Below are 26796 nucleotides of genomic sequence, written 5' to 3' on the forward strand. Positions count from 1 at the left end.
CTTACCACCGCAGCAGCCGGGAGGGAATCCGCACCAGCCCCAGCACCAGCGCACAGCCCGACACAATCACCGCTGCCCCGGCCACCTGCACCCATGACAGGGTCTCGTCCAGATACAGCGCACCGACCAGCACCGCCACCACCGTCACGGCAAACTCCACGCTGATGGCCCGGGTCGGGCCGATGGTTGAGACAAGCCGGAAGTACAGCACGTAGGTCGTTGCGCTCATCACGCAGCCAAGCACCAGAAGATAGGCAATATCCGGGGCGGTGATCACCTCCGGCAGCGGTGAGACCAGCCCCAGCGGCAGCGTCATCAGCCCGCCGGACAGGAATGCGCCGATCGTCGATTCCCAGCTGCCGACCCCTTTCAGGTGGCGGCTGGCATACAGACTGCCCCCCGCCGCACAGACACAGCCGAACATCGCCGCCACGCAGCCGGTCAGGAAACTGGCATCGACCGGCTGCGAGGGGAAACCGACCAGCATGACAATGCCGGTCACCCCCAAAACCAACCCGATCACCCCATTGGGAGAAATCCGCTCAATCCCGGCGATCCGGCCCATCACCATCGACAGCAGCGGAATTGAAGCCACCAGAATCGCCGTCATCGCCGTACCGATCAGCGGGGTGGCATAGGACAGCCCGATCAGCTGCCCGGCCACGGTGGTTGCCCCGACCACCACAAACGGCAGCCAGCGCCCCCCGAACCGCAGACGCCGCCGGGTGACTGCCGCCAGCAGCAACAGGGTCAGGGCCGCAATCAACGAGCGGTACGAAATGGTCCCCGCCAGCCCGAAGGTGTTCAGCACCCGCAGCAGCACCAGAAAGGACAGGCCCCATGCAAAGGCCAGAAAGACATAAGACGCCAGATCCTTGGGTTTCATCATTCACCGGATGTACGCAGAGAGAGGGGGAGTCGCCATGACCGGCCCGGCGTACACGGCCCGGTCCCGGAGCGGGCGGGATTGGACCACAGGGCACCCCGGCTGACAATCACCGATCGGCACAATTGGATACAGGATTTGTTCCCCCTATGTTCCAATCCCCTTGCGCCAGAGAACAAATCATGTACTGTTGTGCCGGTTGCAGGTCTGCACCAGCTATGGAATAACGGGGGCATCGAATGACTCAGACCGCCTTACGACTCGTTGACAAGGACACCATGGACAAGCAGAAAGCTCTGGACGCTGCCCTCGGCCAGATTGAACGCGCCTTCGGCAAAGGCTCCATCATGCGGCTCGGCCAGCGCGAACAGGCGGTGGATATCGAGGCCGTCAGCACCGGCTCCCTCGGTCTGGACCTTGCCCTCGGCATCGGTGGCCTGCCCCGTGGCCGTATCGTCGAAATCTACGGGCCGGAAAGCTCCGGTAAGACGACGCTGGCCCTGCATGTGATTGCTGAAGCCCAGCGCAAAGGCGGGACCTGCGCCTTCGTCGATGCCGAACATGCCCTCGACCCGTCCTATGCCCGCAAGCTGGGCGTCAACCTCGACGACCTGCTGATCTCTCAGCCCGACGCCGGGGAACAGGCGCTGGAAATCGCCGATACGCTGGTGCGCTCCGGCGCGGTTGATGTGCTGATCATCGACTCCGTCGCCGCGCTGGTGCCGCGTGCCGAACTGGAAGGCGAGATGGGCGACAGCCACGTCGGCCTGCAGGCCCGCCTGATGAGTCAGGCGCTGCGCAAGCTGACCGCCTCCACCGCCCGCTCCAACACCCTGATCATCTTCATCAACCAGATCCGCATGAAGATCGGCGTGATGTTCGGCAACCCGGAGACCACCACCGGCGGGAACGCGCTGAAGTTCTACGCCTCGGTGCGTATGGACATCCGCCGCGTCGGCCAGATCAAGGACCGTGACGAAGTGGTCGGCAACCAGACCCGCGTCAAGGTCGTGAAAAACAAGGTGGCCCCGCCGTTCAAGGTGGTCGACTTTGACATCATGTATGGCGAAGGCGTCTCTAAGATGGGCGAACTGATCGACCTCGGCGTCAAAGCAGGGATCGTCGAAAAGTCGGGCTCGTGGTTCTCCTACAACTCGACCCGCATCGGTCAGGGCCGTGAAAACGCCAAGAACTTCCTGCGGGAAAATCCGACCATGGCCGCCGAGATTGAGAACACCATCCGCGCGAACGCCGGCCTGATCAAGGAAGCCATGACCGCCAGCCCGGCGGAAATGGAAGACGCCGACACCGACGAGGCATAAGCGTCCCATCCCGGATAAGGTCACGCGGGGCCTTCAGGAATGCCCTGAAGGCCCCGTCGCCGTTCCGGGGCCTGCAACAGACAGACCGGCGTGGTTCCGGCAGCAAAAGGGGCCTCCCCTTCTGTCGAAAACGCTCTAGGTTAGGGATAGTCCCCTTCAGTCAGAGGATACCGCCATGTCGGTCCTGCTCCCGATGTACCAGAAGCCCCCCGCCGGTCCGCGGGCGGACTTTAAACTGGCCTCTGACTATACCCCCGCCGGGGATCAGCCCACCGCCATCGCCACACTGGTGGAGGGCATCCAGAGCGGCGAGCGCGATCAGGTCCTTCTCGGCGTCACCGGATCGGGCAAAACCTTCACTGCTGCCAAAGTGATTGAAACACTGGGCCGCCCGGCCCTGGTGATGGCCCCAAACAAAACCCTTGCCGCGCAGCTGTATGCGGAAATGAAGTCATTCTTCCCCGAGAATGCGGTCGAATACTTCGTCTCCTACTACGACTATTACCAGCCGGAAGCCTACGTCCCCAAGACCGACACCTATATCGAGAAAGACGCCAGCATCAACGAACAGATTGACCGGATGCGCCATGCCGCCACCCGCGCCATTCTGGAACGTCGGGATGTGATCATCGTTGCCTCCGTCTCCTGTCTGTACGGGCTTGGCTCGGTGGAAAGCTATTCCGCCATGCGCCTGACCGTAAAGCAGGGGGAGCGGCTGGACCGCGACACCTTCCTGCGGCAGCTGGTTGATCTGCAATACCGCCGGAACGAGGCAGCCTTTCAGCGCGGGGCCTTCCGGGTGCGCGGCGATGTGATCGAAGTTTTCCCCGCCCACCAGGAAGACCGGGCCTGGCGGATTGATCTGTTCGGTGACGAAATCGACTCCCTGACGGAATTTGACCCCCTGACCGGGGAGAAGATGCTGTCCTTCACCGAACTGACCTTTTATCCCAACAGCCACCACGTCACCCCCCGCCCGGCACTGTCACAGGCGATCAAAGGCATCAAGGATGAACTGAAGGTCCGGCTGGCCGAACTGATTGAACAGGGCAAACTGCTGGAAGAGCAGCGCCTGCGGGAACGCACCCTGTTTGATCTGGAAATGCTGGAATCGACCGGCTTCTGTAAGGGGATCGAAAACTATTCCCGCTGGCTGACCGGCCGCAGCCCCGGCGAGCCGCCGCCGACCCTGTTTGAATACCTGCCTGAAGACGCCATCCTGATCGTCGATGAAAGCCATGTGACCGTGCCGCAGGTCGGCGGCATGTTCCGTGGCGACTTCAACCGCAAGATGACGCTGGCTGATTACGGGTTCCGGCTACCTTCGTGCGTCGATAACCGGCCCCTGAAGTTCGAGGAATGGGACACCATGCGTCCCACCACCGTCTTCGTCTCCGCCACCCCCGGCGACTGGGAAATGCAGCGCACCGGCGGCGTCTTTGCCGAACAGGTGATCCGCCCGACCGGCCTGATTGATCCCACCTGTATCATCCGCCCGGTCGAACATCAGGTCGATGACCTGCTGGGCGAGGTCAAGCAGGTCGCCGCCAAAGGGCAGCGGGCACTGGTCACGGTGCTGACCAAGCGGATGGCCGAGGACCTGACCGAATACCTGAATGAACACGGGGTGCGGGTGCGCTACATGCATTCCGACATTGAAACACTGGAGCGGATCGAGATCATCCGCGACCTGCGTCTGGGGGCCTTCGACGTGCTGGTTGGCATCAACCTGCTGCGTGAAGGCCTTGATATCCCCGAGTGTTCTCTGGTTGCCATTCTGGACGCCGACAAAGAAGGGTTCCTGCGTTCAGAACGTTCGCTGATCCAGACCATCGGCCGCGCCGCCCGGAATGTCGAAGGCCGGGTGATCCTGTACGCCGACAAGATGACCGACAGCCTGAAAAAGGCGATGGAGGAAACCGCCCGCCGCCGCGAAAAGCAGCAGGCCTACAACATCGCCAACGGCATCACGCCCGAAAGCGTGCGGTCGCGGATTGCCGACGTGCTGGGCGATGTGGCGGAACACGATTACATGACCGTCGATACCGGCGTCAGCGGAGCCACTGAACTGGTCGGCCACAACCTGCGCAGCGTGATCGAGGATCTCGATAAAAAAATGCGCAAAGCCGCTGCTGATCTGGAGTTCGAGGAAGCAGCCCGGCTGCGCGACGAAATCCGCCGTCTGGAAGCCGCCGAGCTGGAAATGCCGGACGTCACCTATAAGCCGCGCCCGAGCGCCTCGACCGCCTCCGGCACCGCCCGCGCCGCCAAACAGGCCCGGCGCGGCGGGGGGCGGAAACGGGGATAAAGGACCTCAGACGATCTTCAGCGCCCCCAGCACGCCGCCGACGGCGATCAACCACAGCGGGTTCAGGCGGGTCCAGACCAGAACGGCCACGGCGGCGGCAAACAGCCCGATCTGCGTGACCGTCTGCACGGCCATCAGGGTCAGCGACCATGAGGTTGCCGCCATCATCCCGATCGACAGCGGCAGAACGGCCAGCCGCACGCGGGTGCCGAAACTCTGGTCGACCAGCCGGTTGCCATAGCGCAGCGCCAGCACCGCCAGCAACGATGGCGGACCGACCAGCGCCACGGTCGCCGCCGCCGCCCCGATCACCCCGGCGGCACGATAGCCGACAATGGTGGCAAACAGAAAGTTCGGCCCCGGGGCCACCTGTGCCAGCGTAAAGGCTTCAACAAACACCTGATGACTGACCCACTGGTGGGTCTCGGTCATAAACCGCATCATCTCCGGCGACAGGGCCACCACTCCGCCGCCGATCGCCATCAGTGACAACAGGGTAAAGTGCAGCAGGATCTGCCCGCCGATTGACCACGGGCTGTCCATCACCGCGCCCCTCCGTCCGGATTTTTCTGCACCACCACCGCGAACGTCCCCAGACCGAGCATCACCGCGACCAGCGGCCATTTCAGCAGGGCAATCGCGGCAAACATCGCCAGCGCGAACACTCCCGCCCGCAGGGTCCGCGGCATCGCCCGGGCCATTTTAATCGCCATCGAACAGATCAAGGCCACCGCCACCACCGACATCCCCCGCAGCACATCGCTGACCAGTCCGGTCCCGCCGTAGCGGTCATACAGCACGGCAATCCCCAGCACACCGATCGCCGGGGGCACCACCATCCCCGACAGCGCCGCCAGCCCCCCGGCCAGACCACAACGGCGATACCCGACGATAATCGCCAGATTACAGATGGTCGGGCCGGGCAGAAGCTGAGAAAAGGCGAAGATCTCCGCAAATTCGGCCTGCGTCAGGATGCGGCGGCGATCGACCAGACTGCGGTGTACCCACGGCAGGACACCCCCGAAGCCGATCATCGCCAGCGAGGAGAACAGCAGGAACAGTCGCCCCGGAGAAATCGGCGGAGACATCGTTAGCGGGACACCGTCGGGGAGGCCCAACCGTGTGGAGGGCTCGCCCCCATCAGAGTCAGGAGGCGGGGGAGGAGTCTGATCAAGGGGCACGGCGCACTCTCCCGGCAGGGGGGCCGGAATGGGGAGGTCAGGGGAGATACTCTGTGTAACCAATCCGTCATCGGACCGGAACCCCCGGAGCCCTCTTATTTTTGCACGCCTGTCCTGCCCGCAGCTCCCCCCGGTTCTCAGACCCCCGGACGCGACAGCGCCGGATCGAACGGGTTAAGCTGACGGCTGATCCCCGCCGCCTCACGCCGCAGGATGTCCACCACCACCGTCAGGCGTTCATCGGTCAGTCGGTCCGTCGGGGTGCCGATCGACAGTGCCGCCACCGCCCGGCCCTGCCGGTCAAACACCGGCACCGCCACCCCTGACATCCCCGGCAGCAACCCGGAATGCTGGCTGGCATAACCCTGCGCCTTTACTTTGGCGATGGCGGTACGCAGATAGACCTCATCCAGAAACCCCATCCCCTGCATACGCGGCAGATTGAAGCGGATCACCTCCTGCTGCTCATCTTCCGGCAGGTGGGCCAGAATGGTCAGGCTGCCCTGCCCGATCCCCAGCATCACCCGCCCACCGATATCCCCGGTAAACGAGCGGATCGGAAACGGCCCCTCCGCCCGGTCCAGACAGATCGCATCAAATCCGTTCCGGACCAGCAGAAACACCGTTTCGCGCAGGGTGGCCGACAGCCGCAGCAAAATCGGGCGGGCCAGATCGCGCAGGGTGCCGCAGGATCCCGCCTGCGCGGCCAGCACAAACAGGTCGAGCCCCAGCCGGTACCGTTTGCCCTGCGTATCGTGATCAATCATCCCTTCCGCCACCAGGGCCTTCAGCAGACGGTGCACGGTCGGCGGGGTCATCTCCAGATCACGGGCCAGATCGGTCAGACGGACACCACTGCCACCATGGGCCGCAATCGCCCGCAGAATCGCGATCCCCCGCTGCAGACTGGTCTTGTTGCCCGCGTCGCCCGTGGGGGCGCGCTGCAGATCGGCGGGGTCAGACATCGTTTTCTTCTCCGGCAAAGGAATAGGCCATACCATTTCTCAATATTCCGCATGTTGGAATTTTTTGAAATTTTTTTCAACCATATGAAAACTGACATTGACGCTGCCGCCGGTTCGGAAAACTCTGGTTCTAACAGGCCCCAACGGCCTCAGGGCCGGGTGCGGATCCCCCTTTCCGCCCCGGCCTCCCCCTTGGACAGACAGGCAATTTCTTTCCGCATAGCGGAATGAAAAACGGGAGACCCAGCTGTGCCCTTTCTTGAACTGGACGCCCTGAGCAAACACTACGGTCCGGTGAAAGCCGTTGATGACGTGTCCCTCAGCGTTGAACAGGGTGAGTTCATTTCGCTGCTGGGGCCGTCGGGCTGCGGCAAGACCACCACCCTGCAGATGATTGCCGGGTTTGTTGATGCCACCGCCGGGCGGATCCGCCTGCAGGGCCGCGACATCACCCACGCCCCGGCCAACACCCGTGGCCTTGGCATCGTTTTTCAGAGCTATGCGCTGTTCCCGCACATGACCGTGGCCGACAACGTCGCGTTCGGGCTGGAAATGCAGAAGGTTGACCGCGCCGAGCGGGCCCGCCGGGTCGAACAGGCACTGGCACTGGTGCATCTGGATGCCCATGCCGGGCGCTACCCGCGGGAGCTGTCCGGCGGCCAGCGTCAGCGCGTGGCTCTGGCCCGCGCCATCGTCATCCGGCCACCGCTGCTGCTGCTGGACGAGCCGCTGTCTAACCTTGATGCCAAGCTGCGCGAAGCGATGCAGTTCGAACTGCGGACCATCCAGCAGCAGGTCGGCACCACCACCATCATGGTCACCCATGATCAGGCGGAAGCCTTCTCGGTGTCAGACCGGGTTGTGGTGATGCAGAGCGGCCGGATCACCCAGATCGATACCCCGTATGAGGTGTATGAGCATCCGGCCTCGGAATTCATCTCCCGCTTCGTCGGAAAGACCAACCTGCTGCCCCCGGCCACGGCCAACGGGCCGCAGCGCCACATCCGCCCGGAAAAACTGACCCTGAAGCCCGCCGGACAGGGCCGCAGCGATGCCACCGTCGTTGACCGCTTCTTCCTCGGCAGCCAGTGGCTCTATCATCTGGAAAGCCCGCTCGGCCCGATGGTTGTGGTGCAGGTCAACGACGGCAGCCCGGCCCATGCCCCCGGCACCGTCGTGGCGCTGGACTGGGATGACGCCACCCTGCGCACCCTGCCGGAGGGCAGCCGATGAGCGACACCTCCACCCCCCGGGCACGGTCAGCGGTCTGGCTGACCCTGCCGTCGCTGCTGCTGTTTACCGTTGTGCTGCTGACACCGCTGTCGCTGACCCTGCTGCTGTCGTTCAATGAATACGACGCCGCCCGGGGCGCCACCGGCGGGTTCACCTTCAGCCACTACGCCGCCATCGTCAGCGATGGCTATTATCTTGAGATCTTTCTGCGCACCCTGCGCATCGGCCTGATCACCACCTTTCTGTGCGTGCTGATCGGCGTCCCCGAGGCCTACATCCTGTCGCGCATGGCCGCGCCGTGGCGGTCGGTGTTCCTGATGATCGTTCTGACCCCGCTGCTGGTGTCAGTGGTGGTCCGCACCTTCGGCTGGTCGATGCTGCTGGGGATCGAAGGCCCGGTGAACATGCTGTTTCAGGCCCTCGGGATCGGCAAGACCCGTATGCTTTACACCGAAGGGGCGGTGATCACCGCGCTGGTTCACGTCATGCTGCCGTTTATGGTGATCCCGGTATGGACCGCCCTGCAGAAGCTGGACCCGCAGGTGGAACAGGCCGCCCTGTCATTCGGGGCATCGCGCCTGACCGCCATCGTGCGGGTGGTGCTGCCGCAGATCATGCCGGGCATCCTGTCCGGCGGGCTGATCGTGTTCGGTCTGGCCGCCAGTTCCTTCGCCATCCCCGGTCTGCTGGGCGGACGCCGCCTGAAGATGGTGGCCACCACCGTCTATGACCAGTACCTGCACGAGCTGAACTGGCCGATGGGCGCTGCCATCGCTGTCATTCTGCTGATCGCCAACCTGATCGTGATGCTGACCTGCCACCGCGTGGTGGAACGCCAGTATCGCCGCCGACTGGGATAAGCCGCCATGCCCCGTAACGGATCCTTTGCCATCCTGTTCAACACGCTGGTGGTCATGTTCATGCTGGCCCCGCTGGTGATCGTCTGTCTGGTGGCCTTCACCCCGGAAAACACCCTGTCGCTGCCGGGCTGGAACTGGTCGCTGCGCTGGTTCAGAAAAGTCTTTGAACACCCGGACTTTGTCACCTCGTTCATCAACAGCCTGTGGCTGGCCACCGTCTCGGCCTCTATCGCGGTCGGGCTGGCGGTTCCCGCGTCGCTGGCGATCACCCGGGGCAACTTCCCGGGCCGTCAGGCTCTGGAAGGGCTGTTCCTGTCGCCGCTGGTGATCCCGCATCTGGTGCTGGGCGTGGCGCTGCTGCAGATGTTCGCCCGCATCGGGGCTACCGGCAGCTTCGTCTGGCTGTCGCTGGCCCATGTGGTGGTCATCACCCCCTATGCCATGCGCCTGCTGATTGCCGCCATGACCGGCTATGACCGGTCGGTGGAACATGCGGCCCTGTCGCTGGGGGCCAGCCGGCTGACCGTCTTCCGGCGGATCACCCTGCCGATGATCCTGCCCGGCGTCAGCGGCGGCTGGCTGCTGTGCTTCATCAACAGCTTCGATGAAGTGACGATGTCGATCTTCATCACCGCCCCGTCCACCATCACCCTGCCGGTGAAGATGTACATGTACGCGACGGAATCGATTGATCCGATGATGGCCGCCGTTTCGGCGCTGGTCGTCGGCCTTACCGCCGCAACCGCCCTGCTGCTGGACCGTATCTACGGCCTTGACCGGGTGCTGGTCGGCCAACGCTGACCCCCCGCCCCACGGCCCGGTACGTTCCTTTCTGAAAGGTCTGTCATGAGTCTGCTCGTCCGCTACGCGGAGCAGTCCCGCCCCCCGCTGCGCTTTTTTCTGGATGGCCAGCCGCAGACGGCCCTGTCCGGGGACACGCTGCTGACCGCCATCCTCACCTGCGCCAACCGCCTGCGTCAGAGCGAGTTCACCGGTGAAAACCGGGCCGGATTCTGCCTGATGGGCGCCTGTCAGGACTGCTGGGTACAGGTGCGCCGTGGCAACGGGCCGGTGGAACGGCTGCGGGCCTGCTCCACCCTGCTGGAAGATGGTATGAGCCTGTCAACCTCGCCTGCCGCACCGCCGGTCATGACGGGGGATCTGCCATGAACAGCCCCGTCAGCACCCCGCTGCGCCCGGTCATCATCGGGGCCGGTCCCGCCGGCGTCCGCGCTGCCGTCACCCTTGCCGCCGCCGGGCTGCGGCCGATCCTGATCGACGAGGCAGCCCGCCCCGGCGGTCAGATTTACCGCCAGCCCCCAGCCGGAATGACCCGCCCGCCGGAAGCCCTGTACGGGTTTGAGGCGGCAAAGGCCCGGGCAATTCACACCGCCCTTGCCCCCTACGCCGGGCAGATTGAGCACCGGACGGACACACTGGTCTGGAATATCGAACGCGGTGCGCTGGATCTGATGCACCGGACTGCTGACGGCCAGCCGGTCAGCACCGTTCTGCCCTACGACAGTCTTATTCTGGCCACCGGAGCCACCGACCGTATTCTGCCGCTGCCGGGCTGGACCCGCCCGGGCGTCTATACCCTCGGCGGGGCACAGATTGCCCTGAAGGCACAGGGCTGTGGCATCGGCCAGCGGGTGGTGTTCGCCGGAACCGGGCCGCTGCTGTACCTGATCGCCTATCAGTACGCCAAGGCCGGGGCTACTGTTGCCGCCGTACTGGATACCGCCCCCTTTGCCAACCGCATCCGCGCCCTGCCCGGTCTGCTGAACTGCCCGGATACCCTGCTGAAAGGCCTGTACTACACCGCATGGCTGACCCTGCACGGGGTGCCGCTGCACAGCGGCGTCATCCTGCGGGAGGTCGCCGGGCCGGAAGGGGCGGTCTCTGCCCTCCACTGGCGGGATTCTCACGGTCAGGACCGGGAAACCGCCTGCGACGGAATCGGCCTCGGCTATGGCCTGCGGTCAGAAACCCAGCTGGCCGATCTGGCCGGATGCAGCTTCAGCTTCAACGATCTGCACCGCGTCTGGCTGCCGGACCGGGATGCGGCGGGCCGGACCTCCGTCACCGGGGTCTATGTCGCCGGGGACGGTGCCGGAATTGCCGGGGCCGACGCCGCCGAAGCTGCCGGAGAACGCGCCGCCCTTGCCCTGTTACAGGACCGGGGTCTGAGCGTGGACACTGCCCGTATCACTGTGCTTGACCGCCGCATCGCCCGGTTCCGCCGGTTCAGCGCCGCCCTGTGGACCGCCTTTCCGGTGCCTGCCGGGTGGGCGCAGGATCTGCCCGACAGCATGACCCTGTGCCGTTGTGAGGAAATCACCGTCGGCACCCTGCGCCGCACCGTGCAGGCCGATGCCCCGACTGAACTGAACCGCCTGAAAGCGCTGTCCCGCATCGGCATGGGCCGCTGTCAGGGCCGGATGTGCGGTGTCGCCGCCGCCGAGGTGCTGGCGCACGAAACCGGCCGTCCGGTTTCCGCCATCGCCCGGCTGCGCCCGCAGCCGCCGATCAAGCCGCTGCCTGCCGCCACCATTCCTGCTGATACCGCCGGGGAGGCCACCCCATGACCCGTCATCTTCGTGCCGATGTGGTGATTGTCGGCGGGGGCATCGTCGGCGGATCCGCCGCGCTGTTTCTGCGGCAGGCCGGAGCATCCGTGATCCTGATGGAACGGGACCGCCCCGGCAGCCGGGCCAGTGGTGTCAATTATGGCGGTGTACGCCGTCAGGGCCGCCCGCCTGAGCACCTGCCTCTGTCGCAGCGGGCCCATGCCCTGTGGGCCAGTCTGGAATCCCTGATTGGTGAGGACGGAGAGTATGTCCGCTCCGGGCACCTGAAGCTGGCCCGCTCCGCTACCGATATGGCGTCTCTGGAAGCCTATGCGGCGCGGGTGGAAAACTTCGGGCTGGGTCTGCGGCTGCTGGATGCCGCAGACCTGCGCCGCCTGTACCCGATGGTCGGCGACAGTGCCGTCGGCGGATCCCTGTGCCCCGAAGACGGCCACGCCAACCCGCGTCTGGTCTCGCCTGCCTTTTCACGGGCCGCTGCCGCTGCCGGGGCCACCATCCTTGATCAGTCGCCGGTCAGTGACGTCCGTATCACAACGGAAGGCTTCCATATCACCAGTGCGCAGGCCGATGTCACCGTGTCAGCCCCGGTGATGATCAACTGCGCCGGGGCCTGGGCCGGGGAGCTGGCCGCCCGTATGGGCGAAACACTGCCGATTGCGGTGATCCATCCGCTGATGGCGGTGACCGAACCGTTGCCGCACTTTCTTGACGTCAGCATCGGCGTCGAAGGCGGTGGCATCTACGGACGACAGGTCGAGCGCGGCAATTTCGTGTTCGGCGGTGGCCGGGGGTTCGCCCACCCGAAAGCAGGTGCCGCCACCGACAGCACGCCGCCCGATTATGCCCGCCCGGAACGGCATGCCGCCCTGCGGCTGCTGGCACAGGGGACCGGCCTGTTCCCGGCCCTGCAGGGCTGCACCATCATCCGCAGCTGGAGCGGGGTTGAAGCCGAAACCCCCGACCATGCCCCGATCATCGGGCCCAGCCGCATCCATCCCGGTCTGTTCCATGCCTGCGGGTTTTCCGGGGCCGGGTTCCAGATCGGTCCCGCTGTCGGCGCGGTTCTTGCCGACCTTGTGACCACCGGCCGCAGCGTGACGCCTCTCGATGCGTTCCGCCCCGACCGCTTTTCCTCCCCTGCCTGACCATTCCGGTCTAACCATAATCTGATAACAGGAAGGATATGTGACGATGACCCTGATGAAGTCCCTGATCGCCGCCACCAGCCTGCTGGCCCTGTCGGCCGGCGTTGCCAATGCTGCCGACAAGACCCTGTATGTCGGCATGAACGGCGGCACCATGGAAAAGACCTACACCGAAAAGGTGTTTCCGCTGTTTGAAAAGGAAACCGGGGTGAAGGTCGTGGTCGTGCCCGGCACCTCCACCGATATTCTTGCCAAGATGCAGGCGCAGAAAGAAGCGCCGCAGATGCACATCGCCTTCCTTGACGATGGCCTGATGTTCCGCGCCATCGGCATGGACCTGTGCGAACGTCTGCAGCCGTCCGACGCCTACCGTCAGCTGTACCCCGTGGCCCAGATCAAAGGCGGCATGGCTGCCGGGGTGAACATGGGCATGGTCGGTCTGGCCTATAACAAGAAGATGTTTGCCGAAAACAAGTGGGCCCCGCCGTCGTCGTGGCTGGACATGACCGACCCGAAGTTCAAGGGTAAGCTGGTGGTGCAGTCCGCCCCGTCGTCCAGCTTCGGCCTGCATGCCTTCCTGATGTTCAACCGCACCCAGGGCGGCAGCGAGACGGATGTCGAGCCGGGCTTCAAGAACTGGAAGACCAAGGTCGGCACCAACGTGCTGGAATACATCCCCAGCTCGTCGAAGATCTCGGAAATGGTCCAGACCGGCGAAGCCGCCATGTTCCCGCTGACCCCGACCGGTGTCGGCGCCCTGAAGGAAAAGGGCATCGATGTCGAATACGCCCAGCCGAAGGAAGGCTCCGTCGTGCTGATGGTCGGCGAATGCGCGATCAAGAACAATAGCGAACCGGAACTGACCCAGAAGCTGGCCGCCTTCCTGCTGTCGGTCCCGGCGCAGGAAGCCGCCATGCAGTACGGCAGCCAGATTCCGTCCAACCGTCAGGCCAAGGCAACCCCGGACAAGCAGGCCGAGCTGGAAACCTTCCAGGCCAACATGGCGAACGCCACGCTGGTCAACTGGGACGTGATCAACGAAAAGCGCCCGGAATGGAACGACCGCTGGAACCGCGAAATCGAACGGTAAGCATCGCTGTCCTGATGGCCTGACGGCTGTCTGAAGGCCCAGACTGAGAGGGTCGGGCTGAAAGGGTCGGGCATCCCCTGCCGGAGGGGGGTGCCCGGCCCTTTGGCTTTCAGCCCCCGGACTGCTTTCCCGCCCCGTTCAGGAACACCCCCACCGCCGCCCGGACATGCGTCTCCATGTCCTCATCGGCAATGACCGGCACCAGCCCCAGCGTGCGGCGGATATGGAAGTCGCTGACAAGAGTGCCGATAAAAATCTGAGCAAGCCGCCGGGCATCCCCGTCGATCAGCAGCCCGTCAGCCTGCCCACGCAGAAAAACCGCCGTCAGGCGATCGGTCAGCAGTTTTGGCCCTTCACCATAGAACTGCCGGGCAATCTCGGGGAACCGATGCCCTTCCGCCACCATAATTCGGTAGACGGAAATTGAGCGCTGGCCCGTTACAGTCTTCAGGAAATGCAGACCAAAAGCCGTCAGGCCTTCTGCCGTCGCCTGCAGCCCGGGGCCGTCACTCCTGTCATCTCCGGGATCCACCGTACTCCAGACGCGATGACAGGCCTCCTGCACCATCGCAAGAAGCAATCCTTCCTTGTTCCCGAAGGCATCATACAATGTGCTGCGTGACCCTTTCGACCGCCGCAGAATATCCGACAGACTGGTGCGTTCAAATCCCTGTTCAAGAAACAGCTCCATTGCCGCCTCCAGAATGGCCTGTCGCCGGGCTTCTCCCCGGCTTGGTTTTTCGGGCTGTTGCGGCATTTCGGTCACGGTCGGTTCCTAAAATCTCAGACGACGTTCATCTCGTGCTTGCGATTGTATCAAACTGTACAGTACAGTACAGTACAGCACTTTCGCCCCGGGGCCCCGAGTCACCCGTGGGCCTCTCCCTCCGGAGCTGACACCCCGATGTTTGCCAAACGCCCCTCTCTGCCCCTCGCCCTCCCTCTCGCTGTTGCCTCGGCCCTGTTTCTGGCCGCCTGCGACGACGCCCCCAAGCAGCAGGCCGCTGCCCCCGGCGCCGGGATGCCACCGCCGGAAGTGACGGTGATTGCTGCCACCCCGTCGAATGTGCCTGTCACAACCGATCTGCCCGGGCGCACCACCGCCTTCCGGGTGGCCGAAGTCCGCCCGCAGGTCACCGGCATTGTCCTGAAGCGCCTGTTTGAGGAAGGCAGCGACGTACAGGCCGGGCAGCAGCTCTATCAGATTGATCCCGCTCCCTATCAGGCAGTGGTGCAAAGCGCCCAGGCCGATCTGGTCAAGGCCCGCGCCACGCTGAAATCGGTGGAAGCCAAGGCCGCCCGTTATGCCGAGCTGGTGAAGATCAACGCCGTCTCACGTCAGGACTATGACGACGTGATCGCCAGCCTCGATCAGGCCAAAGCCCAGATTCAGGTGGCGCAGGCCGCGATTGATACCGCCCGCATCAATCTGGACTACACCAAAGTCTACGCCCCGATCGCCGGGCGGATCGGCAAATCCACCGTCACCGAAGGGGCACTGGTCACCGCCAATCAGACCATCTCGATGGCGCTGATCACCCAGCTTGACCCGATCTATGTCGATCTTAACCAGTCCAGCGCCGACCTGCTGCGGATGAAGCAGGCCGCCGCTGCCGGATCGGTGCAGCGGAAGGACGCCGCCCCGGTGACCCTGCTGCTCGATGGCGTGGCCAAACCCTATGCCCATACCGGTGAACTGAAGTTTTCTGACGTTACCGTTGATGAAAGCACCGGATCAGTACAGGTGCGCGCCGTGTTCCCCAACCCGGACCGCGATCTGTTCCCCGGCCTGTTCGTGCGGGCCCGCGTTGAGCAGGGTGTCCGCGACAATGTCTTCCTGATCCCGCAGCAGGCGGTGGTCCGTACCCCGGCCGGGGCAACACAGGTGTGGGTGGTCAATGCCGACAACACCGTGGCCCCCCGCCCGGTGGAAACCGCACAGGCCGCCGGCGACGCCTGGATTGTTACCGGTGGCCTGACCGCCGGGGACAAGGTCGTCACCGCCGGTCTCCAGAAAATCAAGCCCGGCGCGACGGTCCGCGTTGCCGCCCCGGCGCAGCAGCAGTAAGCGGGGACCACAATGTCACGCTTTTTCATTGATCGCCCGATCTTTGCGTGGGTGATCGCCATCGTCATCATGCTGGCGGGGGGGCTGTCGATTCTGGCCCTGCCGATCGAGCAGTATCCGCGGATTGCTCCGCCGACCATCCAGATCAGCGCGTCTTACCCCGGCGCATCGGCGCAGACGGTGGAAAACACCGTGACGCAGGTGATCGAGCAGAAGATGAACGGCCTCGATTATCTGCGCTACATGTCCTCCACCAGTGACTCGGCGGGGAACATCTCGATCACCCTGACCTTTGAGTCCAAGGCGAACCCCGACATCGCACAGGTGCAGGTGCAGAACAAACTGCAGCTGGCGATGCCGCTGCTGCCGCAGGAAGTGCAGGCGCAGGGCGTCCGTGTCGCCAAGGCAACCAAGAACTTTCTGGTCGTCGCGGCGCTGGTCTCAAAAGACGGGCGTTATGATCAGGCCTATCTGGCGGACCTTCTGGTCTCCAAGGTGCAGGATCAGCTCAGCCGTGTTTCCGGCGTCGGTGAAGTCACGGTGTTCGGGGCCCAGCGCGCCATGCGCCTGTGGCTCAACCCTGACCGGCTGATCAGCTATAAACTGTCCACCGCCGACGTGGTTGCCGCCGTTAAGGCCGAAAACGCCGAAGTCTCGGTCGGGCAGCTCGGCGGGCAGCCCGCCATGCCCGGTCAGCGCCTGAACGCCACCATCATGGCCCAGAGCCGTCTGCAGACGGTCGATCAGTTCGGCGCGATCCTGCTGCGTGTCAACGCTGACGGATCACAGGTCCGCCTGCGCGATGTCGCCCGGATTGAGCTGGGCTCGGAAAGCTATGAAATCGACGCCCGCTACAACGGGATGCCTGCCGGGGCGCTGGCGGTCAAGCTGGCGACCGGGGCCAACGCGCTGACCACCGCCGATCTGGTGCGGCAGGAATTTGAGGCCATGAAATCCTTCTTCCCGGAAGGCGTTGAGGTGGTCTACCCTTATGACACCACCCCCTTCGTCCGCCTGTCGATTGAGGAAGTGGTGAAGACACTGGCCGAAGCCATCGTGCTGGTGTTTGTGGTGATGTTTGTGTTCCTGCAGAACTTCCGCGCCACGCTGATCCCGACCATTGCCGTGCCGGTGGTGCTGCTGGGAACCTTTGGCGTGCTTGCGGCCTGCGGCTTTACCATCAATACCCTGACCATGTTCGCCATGGTGCTGGCAATCGGCCTGCTGGTCGATGACGCCATCGTGGTGGTGGAAAACGTTGAACGTGTGATGTCGGAAACCGGGCTGCCACCGAAGGAAGCCACCCGGCGGTCCATGGAGCAGATCACCGGCGCGCTGATCGGTATCGCGCTGGTGCTGTCGGCGGTGTTTGTGCCGATGGCGTTCTTCACCGGCTCAACCGGGGCGATCTACCGTCAGTTCTCGCTGACACTGGTGTCGGCGATGGCGCTGTCGGTGGTGGTGGCACTGGTGCTGACCCCGGCCCTGTGCGCCACCATGCTCAAGCCGGTGCATAAAGGACACGGCTGGTCGGAGAAAGGCTTCTTCGGCTGGTTCAACCGTGGCTTCGAACGCAGCCGCCGTGCCTACACCAGCTCGGTCCGCTATGTGGTGTACCGCGCCGGGCGCATGCTGCTGATCTATGTCGCCTTTGTCGCGCTGCTGGGCTTCCTGTTCGTGCGGATGCCGACCGCGTTCCTGCCGGACGAAGATCAGGGCATCATGTTCGTGCAGGTGTCCACCCCGGCCTCAACCACCCGCGAACAGACCGCCGAGGTGATGACCCGGGTACAGAAATACTTCCAGGAGAAAGAAACGGACACGGTGGAAAGCGTGTTCACCCTGTCGGGCTTCAACTTCTCCGGCCGGGGTCAGAACGCCGGGATGGCCTTCGTCCGCATGAAGGACTGGTCCCTGCGCAAAGATCCGTCGCAAAAGGTGAAGGCCGTCGCCGGGCGGGCGATGGGGGCTCTGTCGCAGATCAAGGAAGCGATGGTGTTTGCCTTTGTGCCGCCGTCGGTGATCGAACTCGGCAACGCCAGCGGCTTTGACTTCCAGCTGCAGGACCGTGGCGGGGTTGGTCATCAGGCCCTGATGGCCGCGCGCAACCAGCTGCTTGGCATGGCAGCACAGAACCCGGCACTGATGGCGGTGCGCCCCAACGGTCTGGAAGACACCCCGCAGTACCGGGTGTCAGTGGACCGGGAAAAAGCCCAGGCGCTGGGCCTGTCGCTGTCTGACATCAACAGCACGCTGACAGCGGCGTGGGGGTCGGCCTATGTCAACGACTTCATCGACAAGGGCCGCGTCAAGAAAGTGTACCTGCAGGCCGACGCGCCGTACCGCATGTCACCGGATGACCTGAACCGCTGGGAAGTGCGGAACAAGAGCGGCGAGATGATCCCGTTCGCCACCTTCGCCACCGGCTCATGGAGCTATGGATCACCGCAGCTGGAACGCTTCAACGGTGTGCCGTCGCGCAACATCAACGGTGCCGCCGCTCCGGGCCACAGCTCCGGCGAGGCCATGAAGGTGATGGAAGAACTGGCTGCGAAACTGCCGCCCGGCATCAGCTTCGCGTGGAACGGCCTGTCGTATGAAGAACGGCTGGCGGGGTCGCAGGCCCCGGCGCTGTATGCCCTGTCCATTCTGGTGGTGTTCCTGTGTCTTGCCGCCCTGTATGAAAGCTGGTCGGTGCCGTTCGCGGTCATGCTGGTGGTGCCGCTGGGCGTGCTGGGGGCGGTGGCAGCCGTCACCGTACGCGGACTGACCAACGACATCTATTTTCAGGTCGGTCTGCTGACCACCATCGGTCTGGCCGCCAAAAACGCCATCCTGATCGTGGAATTTGCCAAGCACCTGTATGACAACGGCCGGGCCCTGCGCGGCGCGATCATCGAAGCGGCCCAGCAGCGTCTGCGCCCGATCCTGATGACCTCGCTGGCCTTCATCCTTGGCGTGATGCCGCTGGCGATTGCCAACGGTGCCGGATCAGGGGCGCAGAACGCCATCGGCATCGGGGTGATGGGCGGGATGATTGCCTCCACCTTCCTTGCCATCTTCTTTGTGCCGGTGTTTTACGTTGTCGTGCAGCGCTGGTTCGGTAAAAAGCCGAAGCGCCTGCATCTGGTCGCGGAGGCTGAATAATGGCCGCCCGTTCCCTTCAGTCCCCAGTCCGTGAGACGACCATGACCTCTTTGCGTTTGCCGCTGATGACCGCGGCGGCGGCCCTGCTGCTGGCGGGCTGCTCCTTTACCCCGGATTACGAGCGCCCGCAGGCGCCGGTTCCGGCCGCCCTGCCACAGGCCGGATCGACCCTTGCCGGGGTCGGTCCGGTGGCGGCGGATGCCCCGGTGTGGGCCGATATCCCGTGGCAGCAGTTTTTCACCGACAGCACGCTGCAGGGCCTGATCCGTCAGGCGCTGGAGCATAACCGCGACCTGCGGGTGGCCGCCCTGAACGTGGAGGTGGCACGCGCCACCTACCGCGTGCGGGAAGCCGATACCCTGCCGGAGGTGAACGCCACCGCCGGGGAAAGCGCCCAGCGCACCCCGCGTAACGCCAGCACCGCCAGCCCGGCACGGGACACCATCACCCGCCGCTATTCGGCCAATCTGGCGGTGACCTCGTTCGAGCTGGATCTGTTCGGGCGGGTCCGCAGCCTTGAGGATGCGGCGCTGGAAAGCTACCTCGCCACTGAGGAAGCCCGCACCTCGGCCCAGATCTCGCTGATCGCCGAGGTCGCCAATGCTTACCTGACCCTGCTCGGGGACCGCAAACTGCTGGCCCTGACCGAGGAAACCCTGCAAAGCCGCCAGCAGTCGCTGCAACTGATCGAGCGCAGCTTCCAGCTGGGTGTCGGGTCACAGCTGGATGTGTCGCAGGCGCGGTCTTCGGTCGAGACCGCCCGCGCCAGCCGCCTGCGTTACCTGCGTCAGGTGGAGCAGGACCGTAACGCACTGGCCCTGCTGGTCGGGCAGCCGGTCGATGTCTCGGTGCCAGGCGACCTGCGCACCGTGAAACTGATGGAAGACATTCCGGTCGGGCTGTCGTCTGACGTGCTGCTGCGCCGCCCGGATATCGCACAGGCCGAACACACCCTGAAGTCAGCCAATGCCAACATCGGCGCGGCCCGGGCGGCGTTCTTCCCGACCATCTCGCTGACCGGGTCCTTCGGTCTGTCGAGCAGCACCCTGCAGAACCTGTTCCAGTCCGGCTCTGGGGCCTGGGCCTTTGCCCCGTCGATCAGCCTGCCGATCTTTGACAACGGTAAAAACGAGGCCGAGCTCGACAGCGCCAAAGCCAGCAAGGATATCGCCGTTGCCCGTTATGAGAAGGCAATTCAGACCGCCTTCCGGGAAGTGGCGGACTCTCTGGCAGCCCGTGGTACCTATGGCGAGCAGCTTCAGGCCCAGAATGCACTGGTCGATGCTTATGCCAGCAGCCTGCAACTGTCACAGGCCCGCTATGACCGCGGGATCGACAGCTATCTGAACGTTCTGGATGCCCAGCGGTCGCTGTTCTCGGCCCAGCAGGAACAGGTCTCGACCGAGGTGGCGCGTCTGTCCACCATGGTCACCCTGTATAAGACTCTGGGCGGCGGGGTGAAGTAACACCCACCCTGTCCTGTTCAGGAAAAAGGGCGGAGACCGCAAAGTCTCCGCCCAGAGTGGTGACAAACCCCGTTGTTTTTCAGCGGGGTTTGTTTTTTGGAAATTCAGTCTGCGATAAGGGCATTTTCCCGGCTGGAGGGCCCCCCACGTGCACGGCGTCTTAAAGGCGCATCCTTCAGGCGGATTTGGGCGCATAGGCCCGCAGGAACACCGTAATGGCTTCCTCCACCCAGCAGGCGGTCTGCTCCCGGCTAAGGGGGGCGCCGATCAGGGCATGGGCATGCGGGTCGCCCTTGACCAGATGCAGGAAGATTTCCGCCGCCAGCACCGGATTCTCCAGCACCAGATCACCCCGCCGGGCCAGCGTGTCGAAGAAACGGCCAACCGAGGCGCAGACGATTTCCGGCCCGGCAGCGCGGAAGGCGGCGACCAGTTCGGGGAAATGCTGACCCTGCACCATCAGGGTGCGGTAGGTCGCCAGAGCCTCGGGCGTCAGCACCAGATCAAGGAACCGCCACGCCAGACGGCGCAGGGCCTCTTCCACCGGCAGCACCACCAGATCTTCCGACACCGGCATCCGGGCCGCGGCAAACTGGCGCAGCACCTCGCCAAACAGATCAACCTTCGACGGGAAGTGCGCGTACAGCGTTGCCTTAGACACCCCGGCCCGGGCGGCAACCGCATCCATGCTGGTGTTGGTCACCCCTTCCTGACAGAACAGGGACCGGGCGGCATCGAGAATCGCCTCGCGCTTTTTCGACCGCCGGGCCGGACGGGCCCCGCCACAGTCCAGCCCCGCAGCGGGCCCGGCGCCGGTTGCCCCGGCGTCATCACCGCAACAGTCCCCATGCACCTGATCCGGTTCACAGGTGGCAACAGAGGAGTCGGGGGTCGGCGTGGTCTCCGCCATGATCGGAGGTTTCCTTTTCTGTCTGGGGGATGCACCGGCCTTTTCCCTGACGGGCAGACCGGGACCTGATGGAAAGCCGGACAAAAACGGCAGTCCGCTGATGGATCTGCCCCTGTTATGACATCTGCCCCGCCGCTGATCCACCCTATACGCAGCAGGGACAGGCAACGGTGGCCGGGCCGGACCGGCTGTCCGGTCTCTTTTTTTGCCTAACTGAACTCTCAAGTTCAGCATTCTTCTTGACGGCTGACATGCAAGTCGGCACTGTTCACAAAACTGAACCGTTCAGTTTCACCTGTCAATCTCCTTCTCGCCCGGTCCGCAGTGGTACGGACCCCCGGCACAGAACGGGCTGACACGGACCGGAAACCGGACGCCCCACATCCCCGGCCCTGACCGGATGTCATGACGAGCAAACAGATGGCCAAGCGTGTTCTCCGAGTGTTGGTGTTAACCGGCGTGCTGACCGGCCTTGTCGGCGGGGCGGCATGGTTCTGGAAATCCCGGCAGGGGCATGAGCATACCGACAACGCCTATGTCCACGGCGACCTGACCGTCATCAGCCCGAAGATCAGCGGCCATGTGGTCGATCTGGCGGTGGAAGATAACCAGCCGGTCCGGGCCGGGCAGGTCCTGCTGCGCATCGACGCCCGCGACTTTCAGGTGAAGGTGGACGAAGCCGCGGCGGCCCTGCAGGGGGCCGAAGCCGCCATCCTTGGCATCGACAGACGCATTGACGCCCAGAAAACCGTCATCGAGGAAGCCGAGGCCGGAATCCGCACCTGGCAGGCCGAACTTGACCTCGCCCAGCGGGAACTGGGACGGACCGCCAGTCTGGTCAAAGAAGAGGCCGCATCCCGCCAGCGGCTGGACAGCAATCAGGCCGCGCTGTCAAAGGCCCGGGCCGGGCTGGATCAGGCCCGCGCCAAAGTCGAATCATCCCGCGCCCAGAGTGCGGTGCTGGAGGCGGACCGGGTCCGCCAGCAGGCGGCGGTGGCTGAAGCCCGCGCCAAACTGGATGCCGCCACAATCAATCTGGCCAATACCGAAGTCACCAGCCCGGTTGACGGGGTTGTCGGCAACCGGGCGGTTCAGCTTGGTCAGTTCATCACCGCCGGCAGCCATCTGCTGAGCGTGGTGCCGCTGGACACCGTGTGGATTGAGGCCAACTTTAAGGAAACCCAGATCGGTGCCATGCGCCCCGGCCAGCCGGTGACCGTCACCGTCGATGCCTACCCCGACCTGCGGCTGACCGGCGCGGTCGCCAGTTTCTCCCCGGCCTCGGGGGCCCAGTTCAGCCTGTTGCCGCCGGAAAATGCCACCGGCAACTTTACCAAAGTGGTGCAGCGCATTCCGGTGCGGATCAGCCTGTCAGCCGATAACCCGCTGCGCGGTCAGCTCCGCCCCGGGCTGTCGGTGGTGGTTGATGTGCAGACCGGCGCCGGGGGCACCGGCAGCGCCAACGCCGCCGAACGCTAACCGTCCCCTTTTCCCTCACCCGGTTTACGGGGCACAGGAGCATCCGTCATGACCGCCATCGACAGCGGCGCGGCCACCCACACCGATGACGAGGGCACCATCCTTGTCGATCACCCGGAAGTGAAATCTTCCAACACCATCGGTTTTGTCGCCATGGTGGTCGGGATGTTTATGGCGATCCTCGACATTCAGATCGTCGCCAGCTCCCTGTCGGAAATTCAGGCCGGGATCTCGGCCAGCCGCGAGGAAATCTCGTGGGTGCAGACCAGTTATCTGATTGCTGAAGTGGTGATGATCCCGCTGTCGGGCTGGCTGTCGCATGTGCTGTCAACCCGGGTGCTGTTCGCGGTGTCGGCGGGCATGTTCACCATCGCCTCGATGGCCTGCGCGGTGGCGTGGAATCTGGAAAGCATGATCCTGTTCCGCGTGTTGCAGGGGTTTCTTGGCGGGGCGATGATCCCGACGGTGTTCGCCACATCCTATCTGCTGTTCCGGGGGCCTAAACAGGGCATGGTCACCGTGTTCATCGGGCTGGTCGCGACCATGGCCCCGACCATCGGCCCGACGCTGGGCGGATACCTGACCGATACCTTCTCATGGCACTGGCTGTTCCTGATGAACGTGCTGCCGGGGATCATCGTCACCATCGTGGTCTGGACCCAGCTGGATGTTGACCGCCCCAACCTGAACCTGCTGAAAGGCTTTGACCTGCCCGGCATCCTGTTTGTCGCGCTGTTCCTCGGCTGTCTGCAATATGTGCTGGAGGAAGGGCCCGGCGATGACTGGCTGCAGTCTGATGAAATTGCCCTGCTGTGCGTGGTCTGCGCCGTTTCCGCCATCCTGTTCTTCTGGCGGGAGCTGACCACCCCCCACCCGGTGGTGGATCTGCGCGCCTTTGCCAATCCTAACTTTGCGCTGGGGTGCCTGTTCAGCTTTATTGTCGGCATCGGCCTGTACGGATCGGTCTATGTGATGCCGCTGTTCCTGTCGATGGTGCGCGGCTACAACGCGCTGGAAATCGGCTGGGTGCTGATGGTCACCGGGGGGTTCCAGTTCCTGTCCGCGCCGCTGGCGGGGGCACTGTCGAAAAAGCTTGATCCCCGGCTGATGCTGGGGCTGGGGCTGGTGTTCTTCGGGCTGGGTTTGTACCTGTCGCATACGCTGACCGCTGACTGGAGCTACTGGGAATTTTTCCTGCCGCAGGCGGTGCGCGGCATTTCGCTGATGTTCATCTTCATTCCGGTCAACGCGCTGGCCCTGGGCACCCTGCCGCCACACCTGCTGAAAGGCGGGGCCGGGCTGTACAATCTGATGCGCAATCTGGGCGGAGCCATCGGGCTGGCGGTGATCAACACCCTGCTGACCAACCGCCATGATCTGCACCTGTGGCACCTGAAGGAAAACCTGACCGCCGCCCGCGACAGCGTGACCAATGCCCTGAACGGCATGACAGCCATGCTTGGCCCGGTGATGGGCAGCGATGCCCATCAGATGGCGGTCAAAACCCTTGGCCGCCTGGCCGAGCGGGAAGCCTGGGTGCTGTCGTTCGGCGATGTGTTCCAGCTGATGGCGATCCCGTTTGTTGCCGGGCTTCTGTTCCTGCCGGTGATGCGCAAAGTCGATCTGGGGTCAGCGGGCAAGGATGCCCACTGACCGCCCGGGTCCCTTCCCGCTGTGATCGCCCCTTCCGGCTGTGATCAGGGGGTGTTACCGGTGACGGTGGCATCCCCGACGCTGTCATAGACCCCGCTGTTGCCCTGCCCGACCAGCCGGTTGTTGCGCACCACCAGTCCGTTGGCGGCATTGGTGGCCACCGATTTAGCCCCGGTGGCGGTGATGGTGTTGTTTTCCACCAGCCCGTTATGGCTGTTGACGCCAAACAGCAGACCGCTGGATGCCCCGGTGCCATTGGCGGTCAGGGTGTTGTTACGCACCGTGACAGTCTCTGACCGCAGCACGTTGACGGCGGCGGTGTCGGTGCCGCGCACCGTCACCGTGTTCCCTGACAAAGTGCTGTTGTCGCCAGAGCGCAGGTTAATGCCGTAGGCGCCACGCATCTGGGTTGAAATGGTATTATCGCTGATGGTCAGGTTGGTGCTGTCAGAACTCAGGATCCCGAAGGAAATGGTCAGGATCGACCAGTTGCTGTCATCGGTGGTGTTGGTGGTAATGGTGTTGCCCGACAGGGTCGAGCCGTTGCTGTTTTGCAGATGGATGCCCCGGCTCATGTAGTTATTGGTGGTGATGGTGTTGCCCGACAGGGTGATGCCGCCGCTGTTGGTCACATGAAGACCATTGGCCTGCGTGCCATTGGTGGTGATGGTATTGCCCGAGACCGTCAGACCGGCGCTGTTGTTCAGCTGCACCGCATGGGACGGCAGGGCAGAGCCGTTGGTATCCTCCAGCCCGTTGCCGTTGCCGTTGGTGGTGATGGTGTTACCGCGCAGGGTTCCGGCAGCGTTATCCGCCCGGAACCCCATACTGCTGGCCCCGTTCTGGGTCAGGGTGTTATCGGTGAAACTCAGGCCGCTGCCCCCGGTGATGCGGGCGGCACTGTCCTGCGCGGCGGTGATCCGGCTGCCGGTGACGGTCAGGTTGGTGGCATTGCTGGCCTGCAGGCCCCCGCCTGAGGAAACCATGGTGACATTGCGCAGGGCGGCCCCGCTGGTATTGCTGGCGCTGACCGCCCACGACCCGGCGGCGGCGGATGTGTTTTCCACCCGTACATCGCGCAGCGTGCTGTCTGTCCCCATCTTGACCACCGCATCCCCGGCCACCGCCCCCCGGATGGTGCCGCTGCTGCCCGGAATTACGTACTGCACCGTCCGGCCGGAGGAGGCCCCGGTCAGCGTCAGGGTCGCCCCACCCCCGCGCACGACCTGCCCGGCAACCAGCGTCACCGGGGCGGACACGGTGGCGTTGCCGTTCAGCAGCAGCAGGGTTCCGGCCGGGGCGCTGTTCAGCTGGGCCTGAAGAGTGCTGCCGCTCAGTTGCCGGACCTGATCAATGGCCTGACCGTCCATGGTCACCGCTTCCTCGACCCGGGCCGCCTGCGTGACGATGTCAACATCGCGCACCACCGGATCCGTCATCCGCCGTTCCTGCGCGGTCAGGCGGCGGTCAGATGCCTCCGCCTGCAGGGGCAGCCGCAGCCGGAAGCCAAAGAATTCCTGGGTGCCACGCGGCCTGTCATGCTGCACTTCCCCGCTCAGGGTCAGGCGGGACCCCGGCAGGTCTTCGGTCAGGTCATACAGGCGCAGCTCCATCCGCAGGCGCGGCCCGGCCACCTCTTTGCTGTCAGCGGCATCAAACCAGTAGCCACCGCCGTACAGCCGCAGCTCCCGATCTTCTTCCGCCGCGAACACTGGCACCCGCCAGCCGATCTCAGCATCCCCGCCATGATAGGACCGTTCAACCGCGTTGCTCATACGGATCGAGGTGTCGGTCAGCTCCACCGCCGTGCTGCCCGGCACGTCCCGCTCCTTGGTGCCCAGCGGCAGATAGCCGTTCAGGCGGACATCGAAATCCGTGCCCAAGGCCTCAAGGCCAACGGTGGCCTGACTGTAATAGTGCCCGGTCTCTGACCGGCGGCGGTCGAAATAACCGTAGCCGCCAAGGTTCCAGCCGCTGTCCAGCATCTGCCGGTAGCCAAGGCCAAAATTGCCCTCGCGCTGACTGTCCTCATCGATACTGCCACGGATATCGGCAAACAGAAGCCGCTGTTCATCCTGCGCCAGTGGCAGGAACAGGTCGCTCTCCCCGATTTTGCGCTTGCTGCCGATCTTGGCTCCGGCCTCGACAGACGGCCCCCACTTGTCTTCTGCCGCCAGCGCTGCGGCAGACAGCAGGAACGGAAGAGCCGTGGCGGCCAGCAGGGCATGACGGAAAGGATAAGGACGCATCGGGGATCAGACCTGACCTGTCGCGAGGGGAAAAACACTTCGGAGAGAAGGGCCGAGGACAGCACTCTACCGGTAATAGAATTTTGTGGAAATCAACGGTCATTCAGAATAAATCCGGCCCCGCTGATACCGCCGTCACAGACACCGGCGTGAAAAACGCCACACTGCCGCCACCTTTATCGGGTGGTGTACGGCCGGAACGGGTTTTACCGGCCAGACCTTTCCGGCCCGGCCTGTTGTGTC

Annotated in this window: 21 protein-coding genes; 14 read left to right on the top strand and 7 right to left on the bottom strand. The window is 64.2% G+C overall.

Annotation, left to right across the window (positions count from 1 at the left end; genetic code table 11):
- Position 1: 1 nt before the first annotated feature.
- On the bottom strand, positions 2 to 889 hold the full coding sequence (locus tag G365_RS0109855) for a DMT family transporter (protein WP_019645358.1): 888 nt from the start codon (positions 887 to 889) through the stop codon (positions 2 to 4).
- Positions 890 to 1125: 236 nt separating this feature from the next.
- Here G365_RS0109855 and recA point away from each other — a divergent pair, with 236 nt between their 5' ends.
- Both recA and uvrB read left to right on the top strand, forming a co-directional pair.
- Positions 1126 to 2208: a recombinase RecA gene (gene recA, locus G365_RS0109860; protein WP_026345239.1), complete on the top strand. Its 1083-nt coding sequence runs from the start codon at positions 1126 to 1128 to the stop codon at positions 2206 to 2208.
- 175 nt (positions 2209 to 2383) lie between these two features.
- Entirely contained in the window at positions 2384 to 4516 is a 2133-nt protein-coding gene (gene uvrB, locus G365_RS21025) for an excinuclease ABC subunit UvrB (RefSeq protein ID WP_081628507.1), read from the top strand.
- Positions 4517 to 4522: 6 nt separating this feature from the next.
- On the opposite strand, the gene G365_RS0109870 is transcribed toward uvrB, so the two are convergent.
- The 3 genes from G365_RS0109870 to G365_RS0109880 form a co-directional block, all read right to left on the bottom strand.
- Positions 4523 to 5059 carry a chromate transporter gene (locus tag G365_RS0109870; RefSeq protein ID WP_019645360.1) on the bottom strand — a complete coding sequence of 179 codons (537 nt, stop codon included), beginning with the start codon at positions 5057 to 5059 and terminating at the stop codon, positions 4523 to 4525.
- Entirely contained in the window at positions 5059 to 5604 is a 546-nt protein-coding gene (locus G365_RS0109875) for a chromate transporter (protein ID WP_019645361.1), read from the bottom strand. Before G365_RS0109875 ends, G365_RS0109870 begins: the two co-directional genes overlap by 1 nt.
- 230 nt (positions 5605 to 5834) lie before the next feature.
- Positions 5835 to 6662: an IclR family transcriptional regulator gene (locus tag G365_RS0109880; RefSeq protein WP_019645362.1), complete on the bottom strand. Its 828-nt coding sequence runs from the start codon at positions 6660 to 6662 to the stop codon at positions 5835 to 5837.
- Positions 6663 to 6911: 249 nt separating this feature from the next.
- Between G365_RS0109880 and G365_RS0109885 the strand changes: the two genes are divergently transcribed.
- From G365_RS0109885 to G365_RS0109915, 7 genes are read left to right on the top strand one after another with little or no spacing between them, the layout of a single operon-like run.
- Entirely contained in the window at positions 6912 to 7895 is a 984-nt protein-coding gene (locus tag G365_RS0109885; protein WP_019645363.1) for an ABC transporter ATP-binding protein, read from the top strand.
- Entirely contained in the window at positions 7892 to 8755 is an 864-nt protein-coding gene (locus tag G365_RS0109890; protein WP_019645364.1) for an ABC transporter permease, read from the top strand. The genes G365_RS0109885 and G365_RS0109890 overlap by 4 nt, the downstream gene beginning before the upstream one ends.
- A gap of 6 nt (positions 8756 to 8761) precedes the next feature.
- Positions 8762 to 9556 (top strand): ABC transporter permease, encoded by a 795-nt coding sequence (locus tag G365_RS0109895; RefSeq protein ID WP_019645365.1) that lies wholly within the window; start codon positions 8762 to 8764, stop codon positions 9554 to 9556.
- Positions 9557 to 9601: 45 nt separating this feature from the next.
- Positions 9602 to 9925, top strand: coding sequence for a (2Fe-2S)-binding protein (locus tag G365_RS21030; protein WP_019645366.1), 324 nt, complete (start codon positions 9602 to 9604; stop codon positions 9923 to 9925).
- Positions 9922 to 11343: an FAD/NAD(P)-dependent oxidoreductase gene (locus tag G365_RS0109905; RefSeq protein ID WP_019645367.1), complete on the top strand. Its 1422-nt coding sequence runs from the start codon at positions 9922 to 9924 to the stop codon at positions 11341 to 11343. The genes G365_RS21030 and G365_RS0109905 overlap by 4 nt, the downstream gene beginning before the upstream one ends.
- Positions 11340 to 12491, top strand: coding sequence for an NAD(P)/FAD-dependent oxidoreductase (locus G365_RS0109910; protein WP_019645368.1), 1152 nt, complete (start codon positions 11340 to 11342; stop codon positions 12489 to 12491). Before G365_RS0109905 ends, G365_RS0109910 begins: the two co-directional genes overlap by 4 nt.
- A 46-nt stretch (positions 12492 to 12537) precedes the next feature.
- Positions 12538 to 13581, top strand: coding sequence for an ABC transporter substrate-binding protein (locus G365_RS0109915; protein WP_019645369.1), 1044 nt, complete (start codon positions 12538 to 12540; stop codon positions 13579 to 13581).
- A 109-nt stretch (positions 13582 to 13690) separates the two neighbouring features.
- Here G365_RS0109915 and G365_RS21035 read toward each other — a convergent pair whose 3' ends face one another.
- Entirely contained in the window at positions 13691 to 14338 is a 648-nt protein-coding gene (locus G365_RS21035) for a TetR/AcrR family transcriptional regulator (protein WP_043742055.1), read from the bottom strand.
- 147 nt (positions 14339 to 14485) lie between these two features.
- On the opposite strand from G365_RS21035, the gene G365_RS0109925 reads away from it, so the two are divergent.
- From G365_RS0109925 to G365_RS21040, 3 genes are read left to right on the top strand one after another with little or no spacing between them, the layout of a single operon-like run.
- Positions 14486 to 15649, top strand: a complete 1164-nt coding sequence (locus tag G365_RS0109925; RefSeq protein ID WP_019645371.1) for an efflux RND transporter periplasmic adaptor subunit — start codon at positions 14486 to 14488, stop codon at positions 15647 to 15649.
- 12 nt (positions 15650 to 15661) lie between these two features.
- Positions 15662 to 18796: an efflux RND transporter permease subunit gene (locus G365_RS0109930; protein WP_019645372.1), complete on the top strand. Its 3135-nt coding sequence runs from the start codon at positions 15662 to 15664 to the stop codon at positions 18794 to 18796.
- A gap of 41 nt (positions 18797 to 18837) precedes the next feature.
- Positions 18838 to 20262, top strand: coding sequence for an efflux transporter outer membrane subunit (locus G365_RS21040; RefSeq protein ID WP_043742058.1), 1425 nt, complete (start codon positions 18838 to 18840; stop codon positions 20260 to 20262).
- A gap of 175 nt (positions 20263 to 20437) precedes the next feature.
- On the opposite strand, the gene G365_RS0109940 is transcribed toward G365_RS21040, so the two are convergent.
- A complete protein-coding gene (locus tag G365_RS0109940) occupies positions 20438 to 21172 on the bottom strand; it encodes a TetR/AcrR family transcriptional regulator (RefSeq protein WP_019645374.1) in 735 nt (244 codons plus the stop codon).
- 405 nt (positions 21173 to 21577) lie between these two features.
- On the opposite strand from G365_RS0109940, the gene G365_RS0109950 reads away from it, so the two are divergent.
- Together G365_RS0109950 and G365_RS0109955 are read left to right on the top strand one after the other, a co-directional pair.
- Complete coding sequence (locus tag G365_RS0109950; RefSeq protein WP_019645376.1) at positions 21578 to 22651, top strand: HlyD family secretion protein; 1074 nt, start codon at positions 21578 to 21580, stop codon at positions 22649 to 22651.
- A 48-nt stretch (positions 22652 to 22699) separates the two neighbouring features.
- A complete protein-coding gene (locus G365_RS0109955; protein ID WP_019645377.1) occupies positions 22700 to 24304 on the top strand; it encodes a DHA2 family efflux MFS transporter permease subunit in 1605 nt (534 codons plus the stop codon).
- A 44-nt stretch (positions 24305 to 24348) separates the two neighbouring features.
- On the opposite strand, the gene G365_RS22895 is transcribed toward G365_RS0109955, so the two are convergent.
- Positions 24349 to 26553: a right-handed parallel beta-helix repeat-containing protein gene (locus G365_RS22895; RefSeq protein WP_019645378.1), complete on the bottom strand. Its 2205-nt coding sequence runs from the start codon at positions 26551 to 26553 to the stop codon at positions 24349 to 24351.
- Positions 26554 to 26796 lie beyond the last annotated feature (243 nt).

The sequence above is a fragment of the Novispirillum itersonii subsp. itersonii ATCC 12639 genome (genome assembly GCF_000381985.1).
Lineage (GTDB): Bacteria > Pseudomonadota > Alphaproteobacteria > Rhodospirillales > Rhodospirillaceae > Novispirillum > Novispirillum itersonii.

Bases quoted from the DNA above. Each gene is read 5' to 3' on its own strand.
- G365_RS0109855 (WP_019645358.1), bottom strand. From the start codon at position 889: ATGATGAAACCCAAGGATCTGGCGTCTTATGTCTTTCTGGCCTTTGCA.
- recA (WP_026345239.1), top strand. From the start codon at position 1,126: ATGACTCAGACCGCCTTACGACTCGTTGACAAGGACACCATGGACAAG.
- uvrB (WP_081628507.1), top strand. From the start codon at position 2,384: ATGTCGGTCCTGCTCCCGATGTACCAGAAGCCCCCCGCCGGTCCGCGG.
- G365_RS0109870 (WP_019645360.1), bottom strand. From the start codon at position 5,059: ATGGACAGCCCGTGGTCAATCGGCGGGCAGATCCTGCTGCACTTTACC.
- G365_RS0109875 (WP_019645361.1), bottom strand. From the start codon at position 5,604: ATGTCTCCGCCGATTTCTCCGGGGCGACTGTTCCTGCTGTTCTCCTCG.
- G365_RS0109880 (WP_019645362.1), bottom strand. From the start codon at position 6,662: ATGTCTGACCCCGCCGATCTGCAGCGCGCCCCCACGGGCGACGCGGGC.
- G365_RS0109890 (WP_019645364.1), top strand. From the start codon at position 7,892: ATGAGCGACACCTCCACCCCCCGGGCACGGTCAGCGGTCTGGCTGACC.
- G365_RS0109895 (WP_019645365.1), top strand. From the start codon at position 8,762: ATGCCCCGTAACGGATCCTTTGCCATCCTGTTCAACACGCTGGTGGTC.
- G365_RS21030 (WP_019645366.1), top strand. From the start codon at position 9,602: ATGAGTCTGCTCGTCCGCTACGCGGAGCAGTCCCGCCCCCCGCTGCGC.
- G365_RS0109905 (WP_019645367.1), top strand. From the start codon at position 9,922: ATGAACAGCCCCGTCAGCACCCCGCTGCGCCCGGTCATCATCGGGGCC.
- G365_RS0109910 (WP_019645368.1), top strand. From the start codon at position 11,340: ATGACCCGTCATCTTCGTGCCGATGTGGTGATTGTCGGCGGGGGCATC.
- G365_RS0109915 (WP_019645369.1), top strand. From the start codon at position 12,538: ATGACCCTGATGAAGTCCCTGATCGCCGCCACCAGCCTGCTGGCCCTG.
- G365_RS21035 (WP_043742055.1), bottom strand. From the start codon at position 14,338: ATGCCGCAACAGCCCGAAAAACCAAGCCGGGGAGAAGCCCGGCGACAG.
- G365_RS0109925 (WP_019645371.1), top strand. From the start codon at position 14,486: ATGTTTGCCAAACGCCCCTCTCTGCCCCTCGCCCTCCCTCTCGCTGTT.
- G365_RS0109930 (WP_019645372.1), top strand. From the start codon at position 15,662: ATGTCACGCTTTTTCATTGATCGCCCGATCTTTGCGTGGGTGATCGCC.
- G365_RS21040 (WP_043742058.1), top strand. From the start codon at position 18,838: ATGACCTCTTTGCGTTTGCCGCTGATGACCGCGGCGGCGGCCCTGCTG.
- G365_RS0109940 (WP_019645374.1), bottom strand. From the start codon at position 21,172: ATGGCGGAGACCACGCCGACCCCCGACTCCTCTGTTGCCACCTGTGAA.
- G365_RS0109950 (WP_019645376.1), top strand. From the start codon at position 21,578: ATGACGAGCAAACAGATGGCCAAGCGTGTTCTCCGAGTGTTGGTGTTA.
- G365_RS0109955 (WP_019645377.1), top strand. From the start codon at position 22,700: ATGACCGCCATCGACAGCGGCGCGGCCACCCACACCGATGACGAGGGC.
- G365_RS22895 (WP_019645378.1), bottom strand. From the start codon at position 26,553: ATGCGTCCTTATCCTTTCCGTCATGCCCTGCTGGCCGCCACGGCTCTT.